Below are 22,152 nucleotides of genomic sequence, written 5' to 3'. Positions count from 1 at the left end.
CCCACAAGATGATTGATAATGGTAGTTATGTTAAAAATAGGATTGATTGAGTTGACAAGACAGGTCTGGTTTCATGCACGTAAGGCCGCCGCTAGATCCTGAACGCCTTGGTCAAGTGTGTCTTCTGAGAACCCTGCAAAGCCCATGACCAGCCCTTGCATGTTGGGCGTCTGTGCAAAAAATGACGACAGCGGTCTGACGGAAACCCCGGCCAAATCGGCGCGCTTTGCAGCCTCGACATCGCTCATGCGGCTCTCGAGCGAAGATGTGAGCCTTGCCACCAAGTGCATTCCGGCAGGTACCGGATCCACGGTCAGTAGATCGCCTGCATGGACGCAGATCGCCCGCAGCAGCGCCGCATGTCGTTTTGCGTAGAGGCGTCGCATCCGCCGGATATGGGTGGCAAAATCGCCGCTCTGCATGAAACGGGCCAGCACGGGTTGCAGCACGAGTGACGCCTGCGGGTCGGTCTGTTCCAGCACGGCTCTGACCTGCGACAAAAGTGGTTTTGGAAAAACCACAAACCCTAGCCTTAGTGCAGAAAAGACCACCTTGGAGAAGCTGCCGACGTAGATCACCCGATCCTGATTGTTGAGGCTCATCATCGCCGGGAGCGGTCGACCCTGAAATCGATACTCACTGTCAAAGTCGTCCTCGATCACATAGGCCTGTCTCGCGACGGCCCATTCGATCAGTTCCAGTCGGCGGGAAAGCGGCAATGTCACGCCCAGCGGGTACTGACGCGACGGTGTCACAATCGCCGCTTTTGCCCTCGGTGTGGCTTTCAGTGCGCTCTTGATGTCGAAGCCCGACTGATCAACCAGCGACGGCACTGGGATTAGCCGGTTGTGATGCAAGGCGCGATTGAGGATCATATACCCGGGATCTTCGGTCAGGACCTCATCGCCTTCCCTCAACACGGCAGCCGCGATCAGGCCAATCGCTTCGACGACACCGGAGGTGATGAAGATCTGCTCTGGCGTGCAGGGCAAGCCACGCCATTCTCGCAAATGATCGGCAATCGCGCTGCGCAGCGGCGGCCAACCAAAAGGATCGACGCGCGCCAGCAACGCGGCTTCGGGCATACGCCAGGTTTTGTCGTGGTGGCGGCTCCATTGGCGGTATGGAAACAGTGCGATCTCAGATGCGGAGATATCAAAGGTTCGTAACTGTGCGGGCATGTCGGGAGTAGCGTCCGGCATGGCTGCGTCTGTATCCTGCGGGCCTGGTGCTCCTGCCAATCCCGGCAGCTGTTCGGGCAATTCTGCTTCGACGTAGACACCGGATCTGGCGCGCCCTTCCAGATAGCCCTCGCTGATCAACTGATCGATCACGGCGGAGACCGTCACCCGTGACACCGAGAGTTCATCAGCCAATGTCCGGCTTGACGGGAGCTTTGACCCTGGCGAAAGCACATGCTCGAGAATCAGGCGTCTCAATTGAGACAGCAGCTGTGCCTGCAACGTTTCTGGTCCGTCGCGATCCAGTGAAAGGGAGAGCAGTGCCGCTCCTGATCTGGCCTTAGTCATAGCACAACTATTGATAAGTTCGATCAGACCAGTCAAGGCGAAAACTGTCTTTGTGGCCGCTGCCCCCCGAACGGTAGGTCCCACCCACCCTGATCCGGATGGGCGAGAGGAATGCTGCGTTATTCATTCGGACGAACGCGTGCAGCCGTTTTGTTCGCAAAGGCTTCAAGCCGTGCCCGTGCCGCGGGCTGCGTGTTCACAACACCGGCGACCACCGCTTCGGCATAGGCGGCATCCATACCGGACATATTGTTGAGATGGCTGATTGCGGAACAGATCGCGTAGTTGGTCAACGGCAGGTTTTCCGCCGCGCGATCGGCAAGTTCCAATGCCTTGTCAAAGCTGGATCCTTCAGTGATGTATTGCGCCAGCCCAAGGTCAACGGCTTCCTGCCCCTGATAAACACGTCCCATCAGGATCATGTCGATCATCCGTGATTTGCCAATCAAATCAGAGACACGGATGGTCGCGCCGCCACCGGTGAAAATGCCACGCTGGCCCTCTGGCAGCGCGAAATATGTGCTTTGGTCTATCACCCGGATATGGGCTGCGCTGGCCAGCTCAAGACCGCCGCCAACAACCGCGCCCTGCAGGGCTGCGATGACGGGAACCCCGCCATATTCCATCTTGTTGAATGCTTCGTGCCAGCGCAGGCAGACATGCATGAATTCGTCCGGGCTGCGATCCTCTTTCCAATGTTCGACGAGGTCCAGACCTGCACAGAAATGGTCCCCCGCCCCGGCCAGCACCACTGCCTTTACACCGTTGCGATGTGCACCGCTAAAGAACTGAACCAGCTCTTCAATGGTTGCGGTGTCCAGCGCGTTTCGTTTCGAGGGGCGGTTGAGTTTTACGACACAGACACCGTTGTCGCGCACGTCGATGGCGAGGTTCTGATAGGAGCTGAAGCTGTCTTTTGCCAACATGGGGGGATCCTTTTCGGATTAAATGGGTGCCCTTGGGAGGGTAGGCTGCGGAAGGTCAGAGTCGGCTTGTCTCGTCGAGGAGACTCGATGCACCGTTGATGATCCGGGCCCGGTCGCTTTCGCATTCGACCAGGACATGCCGGGCGAAGATCTGGGCGGTGGTGATTTTTTGTGCCATGAATTCAGGCTCGCTGCCCTGTTCCAACTCAATCTCGGCAGCACGCGCCGCGCGTGCCAATTGCCATCCGGCCGCAAGCGTCCCGGTTAGATTGAGGAAAGGGACGCTGCCGGCAAAGACGGACCTGAGATCATCGCTGCCAATGTCCAGCAGCCAGTCCAGGCTGGCGTCAAACGCTTCCCGCGCATCGCCAAGACATTTCGCGATGTCCTGCGCTTTCGGGCTCCCAGTTTTCAGGGCGCTTTCGGTCTCTGCAATCATGGCCGAGAACCGGCGCGCTGTCTGTCCGCCGTCTCGCAGCACCTTGCGTCCCAATAGGTCATTCGCCTGAATTGCCGTGGTTCCTTCGTAAATCGGCAAGATCCTGGCATCCCGGTAGAATTGTGCGACGCCGGTCTCTTCGATGAAGCCCATTCCGCCATGGACCTGCACGCCGAGGGAGGCCACTTCGACCGCTCGCTCGGTGCAGAAGGCTTTGACCAGAGGGACGAAGAATTCGGCGATCGGCGTTGCCTCTGCGCGCGTGCTGTTGGTCCCGTTCCGAGACAGGTCCAACCAGCCAGCCGCTGCCATGCTGAGCGACCGGCCACCTTCGACCAGAGCCCGCATCCGCAGCACCAGCCGGCGCACATCGGGATGGCCGATGATGGTCGGAACCTGTTCAGGGTCCAGCCCGATGCCTTGTCCCTGAACCCGCTCCTGGGCGTAGGCAAGCGCTTGCTGATAGGCGCGGTCGGACAAGGCGACCCCCTGAACGCCGACGGCAAAGCGCGCGGCATTCATCATGGTGAACATATATTCCAACCCGCGGTTTTCTGCCCCGATCAGATATCCGGTGGCACCTGCATATTCCAGAACCGCTGTCGGACTTGCCCGCACCCCCAGCTTGTGTTCGATGCTCACACAGTTGACACGGTTGCGGTCGCCGGGGTGGCCATTCTCATCAACGAGGTATTTCGGCACCAGAAACAGGCTCAGCCCCCTGTGTCCCTCCGGGGCGTCGGGAGTGCGCGCGAGAACCAGATGGATAATGTTCTCGGAGAGATCATGTTCGCCATAGGTGATGAAAATCTTGGTGCCACTGATGCTGTAGCTGCCGTCCTCGCGCGGCTCAGCTTTGCAACGCACGCGACCAAGATCACTGCCGGCCTGAGGCTCGGTCAGGTTCATTGTCCCGCTCCACTTGCCGGACACCAGCGGCCGGAGATAAATTTCCTTCTGTTCATCCGTGCCGGAGAGCTCCAGCGCGTCGATGGCACCATCGGTCAGAAGTGGGCACAGGCCAAAGCTCATGTCCGACGCATTCAGGATCTCCGCCGCGGCAGCTCCGACGGCCCGCGGCAAGCCCATTCCGCCATGGCCCGCAGGGTGTGCCAGGCTTTGCCACCCCATGTCGACAAACTGCGCGTAGGCTTTTTCATAGGCTCTTGGGAGAACCACTTTGTTCCCCTCAAGTCGCGCGCCCGCCGTGTCGGCCTCATGTGACAGCGGCGCGATGAGATCCCCGCAGAACCTGCCAAATTCTTCCAATGCAGCCTGAGCGTCAGCGCGTTCAATTTCGCTGTACTTGTCCAAGGACACGATCTGCGGCCATTGGGAAAGATGTTCGAGATTGAACATCAGGTCACGGATTGGAGCTTGATAAGTCATTGGCGCCTCGCTGCTGTGCTACCTGCTGTCGCGTATCTACGGTACGGCCAGTTTGCTGCCCATTCCAGAATTTGACAAACGACTTTCCGAAAGTGACAAAACAACCTAATCTGACGCAGTGATGACACACTCCGATCCAGACACGCTGGCGACCGTATCTCTGCCATTCATTGAAGACTGGCTTCTGGCTTTGCAGACCTGCTGTAACGGAGATCAGATGAGCGCTATTCTGCAACGCTGCGGTCTTGCCCCGCTGGTCAAGCCGGAGACTGTCAAACACATGGGCGCGCAGCGGGTAACCCTTGACCAGATCGTGCAGCTCTATCAGGTTGCCGCCGTTGAAACTGGTGATGAAATGACCGGTTTGTGGGACCGCACTGTCCGGCCTCGCGCGCTGCAACACCTGTTGACCACGGTGCGTGCAGCTGGAACCCTCCCGGCGGCCCTATATCGGTTCTCCACATTCTGGAATTTGATACTTGATGACTATCAAGTTGATTTAAAATCTGAAAATACAGATCTCATTCTCAAGATCGTCCCCCGCGGATCGCCTGAGATCCAACGGTTCGGGCATATGCTTATGCTTAAGCTGGCGCACGGTCTGCTCTCTTGGCTGGCGGGCTACGAAGTGCCGGTGAAGGCCGTGCAATTTGCCTTCGATCGCCCCGAATTCGCGCAGGATTATGGTGTCGTCTTTCCAGCCGCCGTAACATTTTCTCAAGGCTGCTCGGCCATCTCATTCGACGCCCAGCAGCTGGGCGCACCTCAGCCCCGCACTGCTGCGGAGTTGGCGGAATTCCTGGACCGCGCTCCGCGTGACTGGATCTTCACCGGCTTTCGGGAGCACCGGCTTTCGCTTCAGATCCGAGAATTCCTCTACCAATCCAACTGGGAAAACTGCCGACTGAGCGATGCTGCGGCAATGCTAAATGTGACACCTCGAACATTGATGCGGCGATTAGATGCTGAGGGAGCGTCCTTCCAGTCCATCAAGGATGCACTGCGCCGCGATATCGCGATCCGCGATTTGCGAGCCGGGCAGAAGTCGATTGAAGAGATATCGCAGGATCTTGGATTTTCCTCTGCGGCAAACTTTCATCGTGCTTTCCGGCGCTGGACAGGCGGCACAACCAGCTCCTATCGAGCCCTTGATACATAGGCACCGGGCTGCTCGGTTTCAGGATACAGGCGCGACGCATAATCGAGGATCGACCCGAGGGCGGTGAGGCCGTTCATGATTGGTGGCGTTCGGATTTTTCAGGGCAGTACGAATGAATTCGTGCTATCCAAAGACAAATATCAACGGGCCTTCTATGACGCATTCAGACCTCGGGACAGGATCGGACAAAGTTCTGGAGCGCCAGTTGGGTGTGCAGCAGTTTGGTGAAACCATTCTGCTAGACTGCGTAGTGATCCCCGCAGGCAACAGCCATGCCGCCAGGCTGTTCTTCAAATCAGGGACCCATTGCAACGATGTTTTGGCTTCCGACGAAAACACCACGCTAAGACATCGCCCGGATTGCGTTCAGTCCCTCGATCTCGGATTGAATAGCCCGATGGGCCCGGTCGTTATCGCCGTCAACGGTCAAGAATGCCGTGTTGAGGCCCAAGCTGCTGAGACGGACCTTTTTTCCGGGCTGAACGTGATTATAGCGACGCGCAATGGTGAAAGTGCCGAAACTTCTTTTGACTGGCTGACCTACCATGTGTCTCAGCATGGGATGCAGGCAGCCGTCATCCTAGATCAAGCGCCACCTGATGAAAGTCGGCAGTTTATTGCGGCTTTGCAAGGGTTTGCTAAAGAGATTGAGGGGCTCGTGCGCGTGGTCGTGGTTCATTCTGCCTGCCCGCTTGGCAAAAAAGGCCTGCCAGCTGAAGCTCATCCACTGAATGTGTTGGGTGCACCGAAACGCAGGCAGACGGCGCCGCCGGATGACCCCTGGAGGGCGCCGCTCGGTGAGTTCGTGATCTATGAGATCATTCGGGCGCGTTTTTTGGCCAGCGCCCGTGCAGTGGCCAATCTTGATTTATGCGACCTGCTGGCCTGTAACAAAGGTCCAACGATTTTTGATCGCGCGGTTCAGGTCCCTGGTAGCTACACGTGCCTGCATGGGGTGCAGAGCTATCCTTGGCGGGTGCGACGCGGCAGAAACGCCTCATTTTCCGATCATATCTGTACGCGGTTTGATAGCGACATACGCCACCTGCGTTGGTGCGTCGCCCCGCAAGACTGCCGCGCTGACAGCATTTGGCATCAGTCACAGATCGTAGGGGCGACGCCCGACACGGATCGCATCGCCAAGTTCTCCCGCAGTATGCTCCTGCGCCATCCAACTGAGAAGCTATCGCAAATTGTCCCAAAGGCTGGCCTCGTTGAGGTGCCGGAACTCCTAGATGTGTCGTTGCAGCATTTCGGCGCAGATCCGGTTCGTATGCCCAAGGCAAAGCTTTTGCCCACTGGCGGCAGTGGAACGCGGACGGTTGTGATCACAACGATGAAGAATGAAGGGCCTTTCGTGCTGGAGTGGCTGGCCTACCACCGTGCCATCGGCGTCGATGAGGTCCTTGTTTATACAAATGACTGCAGCGATGGCACCGACAGTCTTTTGCGGGTTTTACAGGACAAGGGCTACGTCCAGCACAGGGATAACCCATATCGCGGAACCGACCTGAAGCCGCAGCACGCCGCGTTTCAAGCGGCGGAAGAAGAACCTGTCGTTCGCACCGCGGATTGGCTTGTCTGTATGGATGTGGATGAATTCATCAATATCAGATGCGGAAATGGGCGGCTCAGCGACCTATATGCTGCGATCGGTGACGCGAATATGATCGCTATGACCTGGCGCTTGTTCGGAAACAATGATGTGTCCAGGTTCTCCGGCGCGTTAGTCACACGAGAGTTTACGCGCTGCGCCCATGAAGTCACGCGCAGGCCGCATCAGGCTTGGGGCTTTAAAACGCTGTTTCGAAATAACGGTGTCTTCAAACGTCTCGGCGTTCACCGGCCAAAGGGGCTGCAATCACAGCACTGGCAGGACATTCGATGGGTCAACGGATCGGGTCGCCCGATGCCACGGGACATATTTCGCAATGGCTGGCGCTCGACCATCGCGACCTATGGATACGACCTGGTCCAGCTCAACCATTACGCGGTGCGCAGTGCAGAGAGTTTTCTGGTCAAACGCGACCGTGGTCGGGTGAATCACGTCGAGCGCGATCAGGGATTGTCCTACTGGTTCAGAATGAACAACAACGCCGAAGATGATCGCTCGATCCAGCGCATGATGCCTGCGCTTGAGGAGGAACTGGCCCGATTGCTGACAGATCCAGACATTGCCGCTGCACATGAGGGCTGCTGCCGAAGGCATCGCGAGAGGATCAGCGAACTCAAGGCGCGCGAGGACATGCTTGCGCTGTTTCAGGACATCACAGGTGAAAAGTTGCGAAAACTCTCGAGGATGCACGCCCATTTCTGCACCAACGTGTTTCTGGGCGGCCCCGAGGCTATACCTGACGAGGTTGCCGAACGCCCCTTAGGGAGCGACTTTTTTTTCAGCGTGAAGCGGGGCGAGACCAACCATTAAGGACAGGAGCGATCCGGGATTTGCGTATGGCTGTCCCGGTGTCTGGTGTTTTAAGTCTTGCGGTTTGTTATATTATAAAATAATAACCTGGAGCAACAAAGGGGGCCATCATGCGAAAACGCGCAACGACACGCCAATCAGATGTCCTGACCGTGTTGAAGGCCTGCGACAGGCCGATGACGGCCTATCAAATTCTTGAACAGCTCCAGCTGAGCGAGCCAAGTATAGCGCCGCCGACAGTCTATCGTACGCTGTCGGCTCTGACCGATCAGGGGCGTGCGCATCGCCTTGAGTCAATCAACGCCTTTGTCCCCTGTCGCTGCGACCATGCTGAAAGCGTGCCTGTTCTGGCCATCTGCGAAGACTGCGGATCGGTAGAGGAACACGACGGCAGTGACTTGCTTCCGAAGCTTACAGAACTGACCGATAGAAATGCCTTTAAAGCCCTGCGCCATATCGTCGAAATCCACGGCCTATGTGGCACCTGTGCTGCCTGATCATTTTCCACATTGGACATTGTTATGAAACGAACTCTCTCTCTTCTCGCAATCGTTACTGCCTTGCCTGCATTGGCCGAGGGCACCCGTCAACTTGGCGCGCATGAACACGGCGTTGGCACGCTGAACATTGCGATCGACGGGAGCACGGTATTGATGGAGTTCCAGGCGCCCGGTGCTGACCTGGTCGGGTTTGAACATGCCGCAAAGAGTGCCGCGGATCGTTCAGCAGTTGATGCTGCAATCGCCCGGCTCAGTGATCCGTTGGCCCTGTTTGTTATGCCGGACGCCGCTCGGTGCAGCGTTGGCGAGGCGAGCGCAAAGCTGGAGACTGCCAGTGACCACGGTCAAGATGTGCATGAGGATCATGCCGAAGATGCCGGGCATGATAACAACCAACACGGTCATAACGACCACGAAGGCCACGCGGACGACAAGCATGATGACCATGAGCAAGAAGGCCATGCTGAGCATCACACCGAAGAAGCAGATCACGCCGAGTTTCATGCAAATTACATGCTAAACTGCGCCGAACCTGCATCCCTGACGAATATCAGCTTCGCTTACTTCGACGCCTTTCCCAGCGCGCAGAAGGTTCAGGTGCAACTGGCCGATGCATCCGGCGCGCACGCATATCAGGTCGAACGTGGCACCCCGATCCTGACGCTGGAGCGTTGAACGTAGGTGACGGATGCAACGCTCGAAATCACTGGACTGGCCTATCGTTGGCGCGGACGAACCGGGTTCTCGCTGAGTGTCCCGCAATTCTCTCTTGCAGCGGGTGAAACAGTCCTGCTTCTGGGCGAAAGCGGGTCGGGAAAATCAACGCTGCTGTCATTGATCTGCGGTACAATCCTGCCGGATCGCGGCGAGATTGCTGTTGCCGACAGAGATATTTCCCGATTGAGCGGAGGCGCGAGAGATACCTTCAGGGCGGAGCATATCGGCGTTATCTTCCAGCAGTTCAACTTGCTCCCATTTGGATCCGTGATCGACAATATCCTGCTGCCCCTCCGCTTTGCGCCCTCACGCCGAAGGCGGGTCAGCCAGCCCGCCGCGGAGGCAGCACGCTTGTGTTCTGCCCTGGGTCTGCCGGAGCATCTTATCAACGCAAAGGCCAGGACGCTCAGCGTCGGTCAGCAACAACGCGTCGCGGTGGCCCGTGCCTTGATTGGCCAGCCCCCCCTTATCATCGCGGATGAGCCGACCTCTGCCCTCGATAGCAACGCCCAGAACGCCTTTCTCGATGTGCTGTTCACACAGACTGCGTCTACGGGCTCTTCACTATTGATGGTGAGTCATGATCCCCGTCTGGGCAAAAGGTTCGACCGGGTCATCACCCTTGAGGACATCGCCGAAGTTCAGAAAGGGGTATCATGATTTTGCGGCTGGCGATTGCGTCGCTGTTTGCGCGTGCGCTGACGGTGGGCATGACAATCCTTGCTATCGCTTTGTCGGTCGCCCTTTTTCTTGGCGTCGAAAAGGTGCGAACCGGGGCCAAGGCGAGCTTTGCCGACACGATTTCCGGGACCGATCTGATTGTCGGCGCCCGCTCGGGATCTGTGCAGTTGTTGCTCTACTCAGTATTTCGTATCGGGAATGCGACAAACAACGTCAGCTGGCAAAGCTATCAGGACATCGCGGGCCGGTCTGATGTGGACTGGATTGTGCCGATCTCCCTTGGCGACAGCCACCGGCAGTTCCGTGTGATGGGCACCACCCAAGAGTTTTTTGAGCATTATAGATATCGGCAAGGCAGGTCGTTGACGCTGGCAAATGGCGCCGTCATGGATGATCTTTTTGATGCGGTGGTTGGGGCCGACGTCGCGTCCGCATTGGGTTACAAGGTCGGCGACCCGATCATCGTGGCGCATGGCCTTGCGTCTTTCACCGAACACAAAGATCAGCCATTCCGGGTCTCTGGAATTCTGGGAAAGACCGGTACGCCGGTTGACCGTACCGTCATCATAAGCATGGAGGCGATAGAAGCCATCCATGTCGACTGGCAGAGTGGCGCACAGATCCCCGGTCAGGCGACGCCGGTGGATGTCATCCGTCAGATGGACCTGACACCGAAAGCGATAACGGCGGCCCTCGTCGGTGTCAAAAGCCCGCTCCAGACATTTTCTCTGCAACGTTCCATCAACGAATATCGCGAAGAGCCGTTGCTGGCGATCCTGCCGGGTGTGGCCTTGCAAGAGCTATGGGGTATTGTTGGCATAGCCGAAACCGCGCTTGTTGCAGTCTCGGCTATGGTGGTTGTGACCGCGCTGATCGGAATGATGGCCACGATCTTTTCCAGTCTGAATGAACGGCGCCGCGAAATGGCGATCTTTCGCGCGATGGGTGCAGGTCCGCTAACAATACTTAGCCTGCTGGTGTTGGAGGCGATGATGATGGCCACTCTCGGGGCAACACTTGGATTGGGGTTGGTATATGTAGGGTTGATCATCTCCCAACCCCTTCTCGACAGCGCGCTTGGCTTGTGGTTGCCGATTGATGCGCCAACACTGCGCGAGTTTTGGGTCATTCTGAGCGTTATCTGTGCCGGCATGGTTGTCAGCCTCATACCTGCGATGAGAGCCTACAGAATGTCCGTTGCCGATGGTATGATGGTAAGGACGTAGTGAACTAAGCGAGGTGGACCAAATGATGAACCGCAGAACGGCGTTGATGCTCTTGTCTGGGTCGGTGGTTGCTCCAACGGTGGCCTCTGCAGCGACGCCGCGCGAGATCATGTGGGATGACCTGATCCCGCCGGGAGTTCCCTATTCGGAGATCACCGGCGAAGGCGATATGGACGTTGAGAATGACACCTGGCGGCCGATCTACGACGCAAATGCGACGAAGCTGAACGAAGAGCTGAACGGTGTGTATATCAAGATGCCAGGTTTCATCATCCCCTTCGACGTCGGAGCAAAGGGCGTGACGGAGTTCATGCTGGTGCCCTATGTCGGCGCCTGCATCCATACGCCCCCGCCCCCGGCAAACCAGCTTGTGATGGTCACCGCGACAGAACCATGGCCGGGGGATCAGCTCTGGGATCCGGTTTGGGTTACGGGAACACTGCGGACGCAACTGCAATCTACCGCGCTTGGCCAAACGGGCTATTCCATAGCCGCCGACAAGATGGAGGTCTACGTCTGGTGATGAAGCAGCTCGACGTTTTTCGAAAGCTCCAAGCGAGGCAAGAATACCCCGCTTGAAGCCCAATCGGTCGCAGTTACTTTTTAACAAACTGTCGCGTGTGATCGCGCGGCAGTCTTGCAATTGAGCGGTGAGGCGAAGACCAGGAAACCGGCCGGCGCCGTGAGCTAGAGCTCCTGACTATGTTGATGCAATCTGCTCCGCGAACTTTATCAGCCGGTTCCGCTGAAATTCGACGAAATCGGCTGCGGGCTGGTTGGCCTCGGCAACGCCGCGGAAGGGGTCTTCGACATCGCTCTTGATGCCTGCCATGGTGGCGATCACTTCGTGCGCACAGAAGGGAACCACCGCCTCCGCGTAGCCGCCTTCATGTACCGCAACCAGTCTGCCACCGCACAGGTCACGCGCGGCCTTCATCACCGCGCGGGTGAGATAGGCGAATGTGCCGCTGTGGGCCGTCATTCGGCTGAGCGGATCGAAGTTATTGGCATCCAGCCCGCAGGCGATGATGATCAGATCCGGTTTGAATTCGTAAAGCGCGGGCAACACCAGCAGCTCCATCGCATCGGCGTAAGACTGGTGGCCTGCGCCCGGCAGCAGCTCCACGTTCAAGTTGCAGTCGGCTCCTGCTCCCGCGCCGCGCTCCTCCCCCAAGCCGGAGCCAGGTGGGAAGCAGCTTTGCTGGTGAATCGAAATCGTCAGAACATCACCGCGCTCATAAAATATGTCCTGCGTGCCGTTGCCGTGATGCACATCCCAATCCAGCACTGCCACCCGGCCCAGCCCCTTTTCAGCCTTCGCAGCCTCGATGGCGATCGGGATATTGGCCAGCAGGCAGAAGCCCATGGAGCCGTCGCGCCCGGCATGGTGGCCCGGCGGGCGCGACAGGGCATAGGCGTTCTGATAGGTCCCGTCCAGCACATCGAAAACCGCCTGTCGCGCCAGCCCGGCCGACAGCGCGGCAATTTCGTAGCTGCCAGCTCCGAAAGGTGAGAACAGACCAGCGTTTCCGCCGCCCGCATCGCTGAGCGCCTTGAAACGCTCAATGTAGTCACTGCTGTGGACTCGCGCCATTTCGCATTCGGTGACGGGCCGGGCGGACTGCACGCCCAGTTGGGCGGTCAGTCCGGACACATCCATCAGCGACTTCAGCCGCCGCTTGGATTCTGGCGATTCCGCGTGACCGGCGCCAGCGGGCGGCTGCACCCAGCCCCCGACCGGCATGATCAGCGCGTGTTCGCCAGTGGTGTGCCACAGGCAATGCTCGTCAAAGTAAAATCCTGTACCCGGCATTGTCGTCTCTCCTCGATGTGCAGGTTTCAGAAGCGCAGCGTTGCGTTCAGCAGCGCGGTGAACTGGTCGTTGCGGCCGCCGCCAAACAGTGTGCCGCCGCCGTCATAGGTGTCGTAGCGAAGCTCTGGCCGGATCCGCAGCGCGGGGGTTGCCTGCCACTCCAGCCCCGCCGTCACCGCATAGACATTGCCGCCGGTGGCGCCGTTCGCGGCCCACAGGATGTTGGCGGCGTTGTCGTCGCGAAACCATTCGGCACGCCCGTTCAGGTGCAGATTGTCCGCAAGCTGGTAACGGGCCTGGGCATTGAGGCCGTACCATTCGCTTTTCTGGGTGATCGCGCCGGGGGCCGGAATATCGCCGCCCTCCTGAAAGCCGTAGCTGGCCTCAAAAGCCAGGGACAGATCAGGGTTCACCTGATGGCCAACCGTCAGGTAGGCCGCCGCCCGGTCGAGCCGTTCACCGGTGCTGCTGAGCGCGATATAGGCGGAACCGCCGCGGGACGGGCCGTAGGCATCGCCCTCGCCGTTTCCATAGATCGCCTCGAAGTCGACCCAGGTTCGGAAATCCGCACTGCGCCAGCGCAGCGCGCCGATCAGCGTCAGACGGCTGTCTTCCACCGTGCTCCAGCCGGTCACGGCGCCCAGCTCAAAGCCCCAGAGTCCGGCTCCCTCCCGCGTGGGCAGACGAGAGCTGATCAGCACGCCGGTATGGGTCCCAGGCCCATGCTGCAGGCTGTAGGTATGGGTGGAAAACCAGTTGGGCGGGGTGAACGGCAGGCCGATTTCCTTACCAGAGACTGGCGACAGGAAGTTCCCCGCCAAGACCGTGGTGCCGCCCAGCACCGGCAGATAGACCTCAGCATAGGCCTGCGGGAAGGCCAGCTTGTTGTCATCGTCCAGATCGGAGGTGAAGTCGTCAAACCCCGCAGTACGGAAGAAGTCGGAATCCCTCCCATAGGTCGCGGTGATATTGAAACCGAACTCCACCTGCTCGCCGCGCGGCCCCGGAAACGGGCCGACCCGGGCGATAACGCCTTGCGGGCGGCCGGCCAGCGGACCGGGGCAGCTGATGCCGCGGCAGAACACCAATCCCAGCTGGTTGAGGTTCAGCCCCTCCTCGCCGGAGAAGAACGCGCCATTGCCGAGCGCTCCGTCCACGCCAGTGCTGGACGCCGTGATGGCGGTTGCATCCACCCAGCCCAAGACACCAATACGGTGGTTCTTTTCCAGGCCGTCACCCGCGATGCTGCGGAACAAGGAGCCGTAGGCGTCCGGTGGCGGCGCATCCTGAGCACGGGTAGCGGCAGGCAGCAGTGATCCGGCCAGCCAGGCGGCCAGCGTCAAACTCTTCTTCATTTTCCCCTCCTGAAGGTATGGTCTTGCAGGCCTCAGACGGCCCTTCTGATATTGGGGAGCAGGCGGTCCAGCAGGCCGCTCAGCCCCCGCGGCGCCAACAGCATCACCGCAACCGCGATGAGGCCGAGGGCAATCTGGCTCCAGCCGGGATAGGCGGCGAGCCCCTCCCGCAGGAGAACGAACAGCAGCACGCCCAGCACCGGGCCGCGGATGGTGCCAAGCCCGCCGATAACGCAGATAAAGATCGCGTTCACCGTCCAGTTGATGTCGAAGGCGGCGATTGGCGAGACATAGAGCGTGCCAAGAAAACTGATGGCGCCGGCCATGCCGCACCCCGCCGCCGAAAGGACAAAGATGGTCCCTTTGATCCGCCGGGTTTTCACCCCCAGCGAGCGGGCGGCGGTTTCGTCATCGCGCATCGAATGGACATGCAGGCCATAGGGGCTTTGCTGCAGCAGCCACAGCCCCAGACACAGCCCCGCGGACAGTGCCAGCGCAAACCAGTGCGCCGACGCGGGCAGCCAGCTGGTGTCGATCCGCCGAGCCGCATAAAGCGGCAGGCCGGACGAGCTTCCGAAGTAGTCCAGCCGGCCGACAACGATTTTTATGATCTCTGCCGCCACCCACATGCCGATGGCGAAATAGACCTCGCGCAGGCGGAACAGAACCGGGGTCAGGGCAAGCGCCAGCAGCGCCGCCCCGGCCCCGGACAACGGGACCATGATGTAGGGAGAGACAGGCAGGTCCCGTGTGACAGCAAACAAGAGGTACGCCCCGGTGGCGACAAAAGCGTGGTGGCCAAGCGACAGGAGGCCGCCATAACCCGCCAGCAAGTTCCAGCTTTGGGCGATGGCCAGCAGCACCAGCATTTCGGTCAGCAGCGCCAGCCCGCCTGCATTCAGCGCAAAAGGCGCGGCAGCAAGTGCAGTGAGCAAAAGGGCGAGAAATGAGCGGGTCATCGTGTCACCACCTTTCCGGCAAGCCCCTGCGGGCGGATGAGAAGGAAGACCAGCAGAAGCAGGTGCCCGTAGAGCAGCCCCGACGCCGGATCAAAGTAGAAGCCCGCCACATGCACCAGCGCCAGGGCGATGCCGCCAAGATAGCTGGCCCAGATTGAGCCAAGGCCGCCGATCACGATCACCTCAAAGGCGATGAGCAGCCGCTCCGCACCGGAAAACGGCGTGATCGAACTGCGTGAGGCCAGCAGCATTCCTGCCAGTGCCGCGCAGGCTGCGGAGACTGCCATGGCAATGGCAAAGATGCGTCGACGGCGGATTGCAAACAGCGCCACGGTTTCCGCATCATCCGAGGTTGCGCGCACCGCGCGCCCCAGCCGGGTCTTGCTCAGGATCAGATGCAGCCCGCCGAACAGCGACAGCGACAGAAGGAAGATGCCCAGCGGGAGCCAGCCGATTGTCTGGCCAGCAATGGTGAGATTTGCGGTTTTGACCGCGCCCAGGTCGATGCTGCGGCTGTTGGCGCCGTATAAGCCGACCATCGCATTCTGCATCACCACCGACAGGCCGAAGGTGACCAGCAGCGCGGGCATCGGATCGGGGCTCAGCACCCGGTTCAGCAGCTGGGTCTGCAGCAGCCAGCCAAAGGCGAAAGCGCCCAGGCAGACCAGCGGCATCAGCAGAAATGGGCTGACCGGCCAGTCCGCGCCGAGGGTGAACAGCGCCAGCGCGCCGGCAATGGCCAGCTCTCCATGAGCAATATTGGCAATCCGCATGACACCGAAGATCAGCGACAGCCCCAGCCCGAACAGCGCATAGAGCCCGCCCAGGAACAGCCCGTTCATCAGGATTTCTATGGCTGTGCTCATTGGTTCTCTCCGAAATAGGCCTGACTCACCTGCTCGAAACAGGCACCATCCGAAGCGCCTGCCAGCGACACTTGCCCTGCCAGCAGGCAGTAGAAACGGTCAGAGGCTGCCAGCGCCCTGCGGATATCCTGTTCGACCAGCACAATTGTGGTGCCGCGCGCCTTGAGGTCGGCCAAAGCCTCATACACCCGATCAACAATCACCGGCGCCAGCCCGAGGGAGGCCTCATCCACCAGCAAAAGCTCCGGGTTGGTCATCAGCGCGCGGCCGATGGCCACCATTTGCTGCTGGCCGCCCGACAGCAGACCTGCAGGTCGCTGCGCCATCGGCGCGATTTCGTCGAACAGCTGCAGCACCCGCGGCAGGGTCCAGTGGCCGCGCCGTCCGACATCGCCGCCGATCATCAGGTTTTCCGCCACGGTCAGGCTGGGAAACAGCCGACGGCCTTCCGGCACCATGGCAATGCCGCGCTGCGCCAGCGCGCCGGGATCCAGCGCCAGAATGTCCTGCCCGGCAAAGGTCAGCTGCCCCGCCTCGCGTGTGCCCAAGCCTGCAATCGCCCGCAGCAGCGTGGTCTTTCCCGCGCCATTGGCACCGATCAGCGCGACGGTCTCCCCCTCGTCCACATGGGCGTCAATCCCGAACAGGGCCTGGAAATCGCCATAGCGCGCGGTCAGGTTCTGCATCTGCAACAGGGTCATGCCGCCGCCCCCAGATACAGCGCGCGCACCTGCGGGTCGGCGGCAACCACCTCCGGGCGGTCCTCAATCAGCTTGCGCCCCAGCGCCAGCATCATGATCCTGTCAGACGCTTCCTGCAGTGCGTGGGCGATATGCTCAATCCACAGGACCGCCAGCCCCGCTTCCTTCAGCCGCTTGACCAGTAGCACCATCTCGGCGGTTTCCTGATCGGTCAGCCCGCCGGACACCTCGTCCAGCAGGATCACTTTGGGGTCGGAGGCCAGTGCCTTTGCCAGTTCGAGCCGTTTGCGGTCCAACAACCGCAGCGCGGTGCCGGGATTGTTGCGGTGTGGTCCCAGACCGGTGATCTCCAGGATCTCCTCCACCCGCGCCCGTGCGGCCTTGGGCGCGATGCCGTGGCTTGCGTGCTGTGCCAGATAGAGTGTCTCTTGAACGCTGAGAGAGGCAAATGCGCGCGGCACCTGAAAGGCACGTGCCAGCCCGGCACGAACCCGCCCGGCTGTGTCCAGCCCGGTTACATCCCGCCCTGCAACATGGACCGATCCGCCATCGGCGCGTGTAACATCGGTCAGGAGGTCAAAGAACGTGCTCTTGCCCGCGCCATTGCCCCCCATGATCCCAAGGCAGCTGCCCGGTGCGACGGTGACCGAGACATCCTCGATCACCCGCAGGCCGCCAAACGCCTTGCTGAGATTGCGTGCTTCCAACATGGCTCAGACCTTGGGCAGAGCGATGGTTTCGCTTTCGACGCGAATGTCAGGCGCGAGGGTGTTTTCGGTAATCACCAGTTCAAACGCATGCTTGCCCGAGGACTTGCGCCACTGGCCGCCCGCCAGCTGGGTCTTGGCCACATTTCGGATCGGACTGGAGGCAAAATCCACCGGCCCCACAACCGTCTCCAGTTTTGTGGCAGCAAATACGTCGCGGACTGCGGCGCGGTCCTTGGGGGCGCCGGACTGTACCAGCGCATTCAGACCCACCTCGAACAGCGCATGGCTGTAGCCCAGCGTCTGCACCCATTGCGCGTTGCTGTCTGCTTCCCAGGCACCGGCCAGTTCGCGGGCGCTTTGCCCCGTGAAGGAAGAGGCGAAGGGCACATTCGGGGTCCACCAGACCTCAGTCGTCATGCCATCGCCGCGCGCGCCCATCGCCTCGATCGCCTGCGGGAACAGAAAAGCCGCCGCAAAGGTGCAGGCCTTTGGGGTGTAGCCCGCCTGCCCCGCCTGATTCCAGAAGGTGATCCAATGCGGCGGGAAGCCGAAGCCAGTCACAATATCGGCGCTTGCGTCGCGGAAGCGGCTGACCTGGGCGGAATAGTCATCCGCGTCGATCTTGAACATGCCGCCATCGGTACGCGAATACCCGCCCCTCTCGATAAAGCCCGGCAACCCCATCGCCGGATCGGCAAAGGCCTGTCCGACCGGGTTGTCGAGATAGAAATCGCCAACGCTCTTGTTGGTGTCGATCTGATCCCAAAGCCGCACAAAGGTGCTCATGGCGTCATCAGCCCCCCAGAAGAAATGGAAGGTCCAGGGAAAGCCCTGTTCCGGGTTGGAGCCGCGCGGGAACATCCAGGCTTGCCAGGGCTGCATCGTGCTCATCGTCGGGATGCCATGAATATCGGCGATCTCGCCCAATGCCACCGCCGCATCGCCGTCGTTGATCAGCAGCATATCGACCTGATCGCGCAGGATCAGCTCATTGCCCACAGAGATCGACCGGTTCATGTTGGACTGATTGTCCTTCACGATGATCTCGACTTCATGGGTGCTGCCGCCAGCGTTCAGCCCGCCCTCCAGCTGCTTGCGGATGCTGTCGACCATCCACTGATCCGACGTCCCGAACGAGGCGCGAGGTCCGCTCAGCGGCGAGATGAATCCGATCCGCACCTTCTTGGAAGCAGCGGTTGTAATGGATGGCATCGCCAGTGCGCCGGTTGCGGTGGCCGTTCCGGCCAGGAAACTGCGGCGGCTGAAAGATGTGTTTCTGGTCATGGTGATCCTCCCTTTTCCAAAACGGTACGGAAGGGCCCGCGGCTCAGACATAGTGCATATGCACTATCATCGACCGGATTGTTTACAGCTTTGCAGCGCTCGCAGGAACGTCGATGGAGCCACATGAAATCAGCGGCATAGCGAAGGAATGAAGGTGCCTGAAACGCTACGGGTGCAGCTCTAGCGCAGCTGGCTGCCCGCCAGTCGCAGCAGTTCGACTTTGCTGTGAACGCCGGTTTTCCGATAGATGGAGGCCGCCTGATTCCGCACGGTATTGACCGAAACGCCGACGTCTTCGGCAATCGCCCGCATCGTCGCGCCGGAAATCAGCAGCTCCGCAACATGGCGTTCCTTCGGTGACAGGCGGCTCAGGGGGCTGACCGGCTGTGCCGAAATCAGCCAAAGGTCGTCAGAGTAACGGGAGCGGCCGAAGGTCGTCCCGGAGGGCGCGGTGATCACAGTATGACCCGCCAGTTCCCGCATCATGGCCGTCGGCTTCTGCCCCGGCTCAAGCCCGTCTTTCACCGCCGCATTGAAGCCGGAAGAGCACAAGAACAATTCGCCCTCATGGTCCAGCAGCGCCCATTCGTTGCAGGGGTCCACCCGCAATCCTAGGTCCAGCTGTAAGCACATCGACAACGCCTGCTCCAGATGCCGTAGGATGGCCAGAAAATCCGCAGTCTCTGTGTCGGTAAAGGCTGGCTTCTGGCCATGCCGGTAAAGCGACATGAAAAAGTTGAACGGCCCTTCGGGCACCTTGCAATGGCCGTTCAGCATCTGGGTCAGATCGAATTCCTCGGCGAAGACCTTAAACCCGGGATCTGTCACAGCATCCTCGACCGACAGCGACCGGGCGTACCGTTTCAGGGAACGGCCGGTGCGCACAAAGGGGTCATTCACCAGATGCGCTTTGACCTTGGGCTCGAACCCCTCCGGCAAACCGCTGACCATCGTATGGACCATGGCGATCTTGCCGCCCCGGAACACCGACCAGCCCCACCAGGCGGAATCAAACACCGTAATGCCGCGCATCAACCCGATCATGTACTGCTGGAAATGCAGCGGCGTGTGGGTGTTGGCCTTGTCCATCAGGCTCAGTACAAATTCACTCAGATCATAGCGGTTCATGGGGTCCGGGTATCCCGCGCCAAGCTGCCAAACACATAGTGCATCTGCACTATACAGCACCTCCCTTTCCCTGGCTAGCGTTGGCGTCAGCGCCCCGGGACTGCCGAGGGCATGCGCAAATCCAAGGGAGGATTACACCATGACTGCAACCCTGAAAGACGTGATCGCCGAGAAGTCGCGCCAGTTCGAGGCGGACTTTGCCGCTGGCGATGTCGCCGCGCTGGTGGAGGGCTACTACACCGCCGACCCGGTGGTGATTGGCCAGGGGATCGGAACCTTTACCGGGCGCGACGGTGCCTCAGCCTACTTCCTGGGCGCGGTGCAAGACATGAAGTTGGCCCGGCTCTCAACAACATCGGTGCAGCAAGAAGGCTGCAGCGCGATTGAGACAGGCCGCGTGGTACTGACGCCGCGGGCCGAGGGCGCAGGCGATATCCATCTGGCCTATGTGGTTGTCTGGCAGAACGGTGACGACGGCTGGAAGGTCCATATGGACTATTTCATGCCCGCCGCCTGACCTGCAGCCAAGGAGGACACCCTATGACATTTGAGATGACAATCGGCGGCGCGCCCGCGCCAGCTGCCGCCAGTTTCGACGTTGCCAACCCGGCAGGCGGGCTGGCAGGCCAAGCACCAAACGGAACGCTTGCGGACCTGGATCGTGCGGTGGCAGCCGCGCAAGCAGCCTTTGCCAGCTGGTCGCAGCTGCCCGACACCGAACTGCGGCGCTATTGCGAAGCCGTCACGGACAAGATCGCGGAGCACGCTGAGGAGCTCGCGCAGCTAATCACCGCCGAACAGGGCAAGCCGCTCAATGGCCTTGGATCACGTTTTGAGATGGGCGGAGCTCAGGCCTGGGCCGGTTACACCGTTCAGCTGTCGCTGCCGGTCAAAGTTCTGCAGGAAGACGCCGAAGGTCGGATTGAGCTGCATCGCAAACCGCTTGGTGTCGTCGGCTCGATCACCCCTTGGAACTACCCGGTGATGATTGCGATTTGGCACATTCTGCCCGCGCTGCGGACCGGCAATACAGTGGTGATAAAACCCTCGCCGCTGACTCCGCTCAGCACACTGCGGCTTGTGGCTTTGCTGAACGAGGTGCTGCCTGCGGGAGTCCTAAACTGTGTCGCCAGCGACGACCAGGCTGACAATCTGGGGGCAGCAATGTCTGCCCATCCGGGGATCCGCAAAATTGTCTTCACCGGCTCTTGTGCAACGGGCGAGAAGATCATGGCCTCGGCCGCGCCGACAATGAAGCGGCTGACGCTGGAAATGGGTGGCAATGACGCGGGCATCGTGCTGCCGGACGCCGATCCGCAAGCAATCGCCGAGGGGCTGTTCTGGGGCGCCTTCATCAACAACGGCCAGACCTGCGCTGCGCTGAAGCGCCTTTATGTGCATGAAGACATTCACGATGCAGTCTGTGCCGCGCTGGTGGAATTTGCCCGCACCATTCCTGTGGGTCCGGGATCCGACGAGTCCTCCATCCTTGGCCCGCTGCAAAATCCGATGCAGCACGCCAAGGTGTCCCGTCTCGTAGCCGCGGCCCGCGATAAAGGCCAGTTGCTGCTGGGCGGCAACCCTGGTGAAGGGCTGTTTTTTGAGCCGACCATCATTGCCGGCCTCGCCAATGGTGATGCGCTGGTGGATGAGGAGCAGTTCGGTCCAGCCCTGCCGGTTATCAAATTCCGTGACGTTGAGGAGGCGATTGCAGCCGCCAATGACAGCCCCAACGGGCTGGGCGGATCGGTCTGGTCCAGCGATATTGCCAAGGCGCGAACAGTGGCGGCACGACTGGAGTGCGGCTCAGTCTGGATCAACAAGCACGGGGCAATCCAGCCCAACGCGCCATTCGGCGGGGTGAAATCCTCCGGCCTCGGCGTGGAATTCGGCGAGGAAGGACTGGCAGAATACACCGATATCCAAGTGGTGTTCACCTGAACGGGCGGCCGGGGCCGCAGCCCCGGCCCTATCCTGCGTTGTCGTAGCGTTCCCGTGCAGTCATGATTTCCGGGTGCTTCTCTACCGCCCAGGCGGCCATCGCGCCGATAGGGTCAAACAAGGATCTGCCCAGCTCGGTAATGGCATAGTCAACCCGCGGCGGGATCACCGGTGTGACCTTGCGCGCCACCAGCCCATCGCGTTCTAGCTGCCGCAGGGTCTGGGTCAGCATCCGCTGCGAAACATCGGGGATTGCCCGTTGAATTTCTGAAAACCGGTATTCCCCGTCCCGCAGCAACAGGATCACCAGCAGGCTCCATTTACCGCTGATCTGCGCCAGCACGGTTCGGATCGGGCAAAGATCCAGCCCCAGCTCTCGTTCGATTTCCTCACGCCGCTTCATG

The 22,152-nt window shown here is 60.1% G+C and carries 21 protein-coding genes; 9 read left to right on the top strand and 12 right to left on the bottom strand.

Annotation, left to right across the window (positions count from 1 at the left end):
• Window positions 1-71: 71 nt before the first annotated feature.
• The 3 genes from VXL81_RS09500 to VXL81_RS09490 form a co-directional block, all read right to left on the bottom strand.
• Entirely contained in the window at window positions 72-1,565 is a 1,494-nt protein-coding gene (locus VXL81_RS09500) for a PLP-dependent aminotransferase family protein (RefSeq protein WP_416553983.1), read from the bottom strand.
• Between the two features lie 83 nt (window positions 1,566-1,648).
• Window positions 1,649-2,455, bottom strand: a complete 807-nt coding sequence (gene dmdD / locus VXL81_RS09495) for a methylthioacryloyl-CoA hydratase (RefSeq protein ID WP_416535465.1) — start codon at window positions 2,453-2,455, stop codon at window positions 1,649-1,651.
• 55 nt (window positions 2,456-2,510) lie between these two features.
• Entirely contained in the window at window positions 2,511-4,283 is a 1,773-nt protein-coding gene (locus VXL81_RS09490) for an acyl-CoA dehydrogenase (RefSeq protein ID WP_416553981.1), read from the bottom strand.
• 121 nt (window positions 4,284-4,404) lie between these two features.
• Here VXL81_RS09490 and VXL81_RS09485 point away from each other — a divergent pair, with 121 nt between their 5' ends.
• The 7 genes from VXL81_RS09485 (at window position 4,405) to VXL81_RS09455 (ending at window position 11,514) form a co-directional block, all read left to right on the top strand.
• Window positions 4,405-5,442 carry an AraC family transcriptional regulator ligand-binding domain-containing protein gene (locus VXL81_RS09485; protein ID WP_416535463.1) on the top strand — a complete coding sequence of 346 codons (1,038 nt, stop codon included), beginning with the start codon at window positions 4,405-4,407 and terminating at the stop codon, window positions 5,440-5,442.
• A gap of 154 nt (window positions 5,443-5,596) precedes the next feature.
• Window positions 5,597-7,867, top strand: coding sequence for a glycosyltransferase family 2 protein (locus VXL81_RS09480; RefSeq protein ID WP_416553979.1), 2,271 nt, complete (start codon window positions 5,597-5,599; stop codon window positions 7,865-7,867).
• Between the two features lie 110 nt (window positions 7,868-7,977).
• Window positions 7,978-8,364 (top strand): Fur family transcriptional regulator, encoded by a 387-nt coding sequence (locus tag VXL81_RS09475; protein WP_340547659.1) that lies wholly within the window; start codon window positions 7,978-7,980, stop codon window positions 8,362-8,364.
• A 24-nt stretch (window positions 8,365-8,388) separates the two neighbouring features.
• Window positions 8,389-9,042 carry a zinc uptake protein ZrgA gene (zrgA, locus tag VXL81_RS09470; RefSeq protein WP_416553977.1) on the top strand — a complete coding sequence of 218 codons (654 nt, stop codon included), beginning with the start codon at window positions 8,389-8,391 and terminating at the stop codon, window positions 9,040-9,042.
• 6 nt (window positions 9,043-9,048) lie between these two features.
• Window positions 9,049-9,744, top strand: a complete 696-nt coding sequence (locus VXL81_RS09465) for an ABC transporter ATP-binding protein (RefSeq protein WP_416553975.1) — start codon at window positions 9,049-9,051, stop codon at window positions 9,742-9,744.
• Entirely contained in the window at window positions 9,741-10,991 is a 1,251-nt protein-coding gene (locus VXL81_RS09460) for an ABC transporter permease (protein ID WP_416553973.1), read from the top strand. The genes VXL81_RS09465 and VXL81_RS09460 overlap by 4 nt, the downstream gene beginning before the upstream one ends.
• Before the next feature lie 22 nt (window positions 10,992-11,013).
• Window positions 11,014-11,514: a DUF3299 domain-containing protein gene (locus VXL81_RS09455; RefSeq protein WP_340547655.1), complete on the top strand. Its 501-nt coding sequence runs from the start codon at window positions 11,014-11,016 to the stop codon at window positions 11,512-11,514.
• Between the two features lie 177 nt (window positions 11,515-11,691).
• On the opposite strand, the gene VXL81_RS09450 is transcribed toward VXL81_RS09455, so the two are convergent.
• The 8 genes from VXL81_RS09450 to VXL81_RS09415 form a co-directional block, all read right to left on the bottom strand.
• Window positions 11,692-12,804, bottom strand: coding sequence for a class II histone deacetylase (locus tag VXL81_RS09450; protein WP_416553971.1), 1,113 nt, complete (start codon window positions 12,802-12,804; stop codon window positions 11,692-11,694).
• A gap of 26 nt (window positions 12,805-12,830) precedes the next feature.
• Complete coding sequence (locus tag VXL81_RS09445; protein ID WP_416537998.1) at window positions 12,831-14,159, bottom strand: outer membrane beta-barrel protein; 1,329 nt, start codon at window positions 14,157-14,159, stop codon at window positions 12,831-12,833.
• A gap of 32 nt (window positions 14,160-14,191) precedes the next feature.
• Entirely contained in the window at window positions 14,192-15,118 is a 927-nt protein-coding gene (locus VXL81_RS09440) for a branched-chain amino acid ABC transporter permease (protein ID WP_416553969.1), read from the bottom strand.
• Window positions 15,115-15,984, bottom strand: coding sequence for a branched-chain amino acid ABC transporter permease (locus tag VXL81_RS09435; protein ID WP_416553967.1), 870 nt, complete (start codon window positions 15,982-15,984; stop codon window positions 15,115-15,117). Before VXL81_RS09435 ends, VXL81_RS09440 begins: the two co-directional genes overlap by 4 nt.
• On the bottom strand, window positions 15,981-16,685 hold the full coding sequence (locus tag VXL81_RS09430) for an ABC transporter ATP-binding protein (RefSeq protein WP_416553965.1): 705 nt from the start codon (window positions 16,683-16,685) through the stop codon (window positions 15,981-15,983). Before VXL81_RS09430 ends, VXL81_RS09435 begins: the two co-directional genes overlap by 4 nt.
• Complete coding sequence (locus VXL81_RS09425) at window positions 16,682-17,395, bottom strand: ABC transporter ATP-binding protein (RefSeq protein ID WP_416537994.1); 714 nt, start codon at window positions 17,393-17,395, stop codon at window positions 16,682-16,684. Before VXL81_RS09425 ends, VXL81_RS09430 begins: the two co-directional genes overlap by 4 nt.
• A gap of 3 nt (window positions 17,396-17,398) precedes the next feature.
• Window positions 17,399-18,679, bottom strand: coding sequence for an ABC transporter substrate-binding protein (locus VXL81_RS09420; protein WP_416553963.1), 1,281 nt, complete (start codon window positions 18,677-18,679; stop codon window positions 17,399-17,401).
• A 180-nt stretch (window positions 18,680-18,859) separates the two neighbouring features.
• Window positions 18,860-19,807, bottom strand: a complete 948-nt coding sequence (locus VXL81_RS09415) for a helix-turn-helix transcriptional regulator (RefSeq protein WP_416553961.1) — start codon at window positions 19,805-19,807, stop codon at window positions 18,860-18,862.
• Between the two features lie 139 nt (window positions 19,808-19,946).
• Between VXL81_RS09415 and VXL81_RS09410 the strand changes: the two genes are divergently transcribed.
• Together VXL81_RS09410 and VXL81_RS09405 are read left to right on the top strand one after the other, a co-directional pair.
• Window positions 19,947-20,324: a nuclear transport factor 2 family protein gene (locus VXL81_RS09410; protein WP_416553959.1), complete on the top strand. Its 378-nt coding sequence runs from the start codon at window positions 19,947-19,949 to the stop codon at window positions 20,322-20,324.
• Between the two features lie 23 nt (window positions 20,325-20,347).
• Window positions 20,348-21,748 carry an aldehyde dehydrogenase family protein gene (locus VXL81_RS09405; RefSeq protein ID WP_416553957.1) on the top strand — a complete coding sequence of 467 codons (1,401 nt, stop codon included), beginning with the start codon at window positions 20,348-20,350 and terminating at the stop codon, window positions 21,746-21,748.
• A 28-nt stretch (window positions 21,749-21,776) separates the two neighbouring features.
• Here the strand turns inward: VXL81_RS09405 and VXL81_RS09400 are convergent, their stop codons facing one another.
• On the bottom strand, window positions 21,777-22,151 hold the full coding sequence (locus VXL81_RS09400; protein ID WP_340547645.1) for a winged helix-turn-helix transcriptional regulator: 375 nt from the start codon (window positions 22,149-22,151) through the stop codon (window positions 21,777-21,779).
• Between the last annotated feature and the right edge of the window lies 1 nt (window position 22,152).

It is taken from the genome of Phaeobacter sp. JH204B (assembly GCF_048055755.1).
GTDB classification, from domain to species: Bacteria; Pseudomonadota; Alphaproteobacteria; order Rhodobacterales; family Rhodobacteraceae; genus Phaeobacter; species Phaeobacter bryozoorum.
This window is presented reverse-complemented; position numbering and strand designations above follow the sequence as displayed.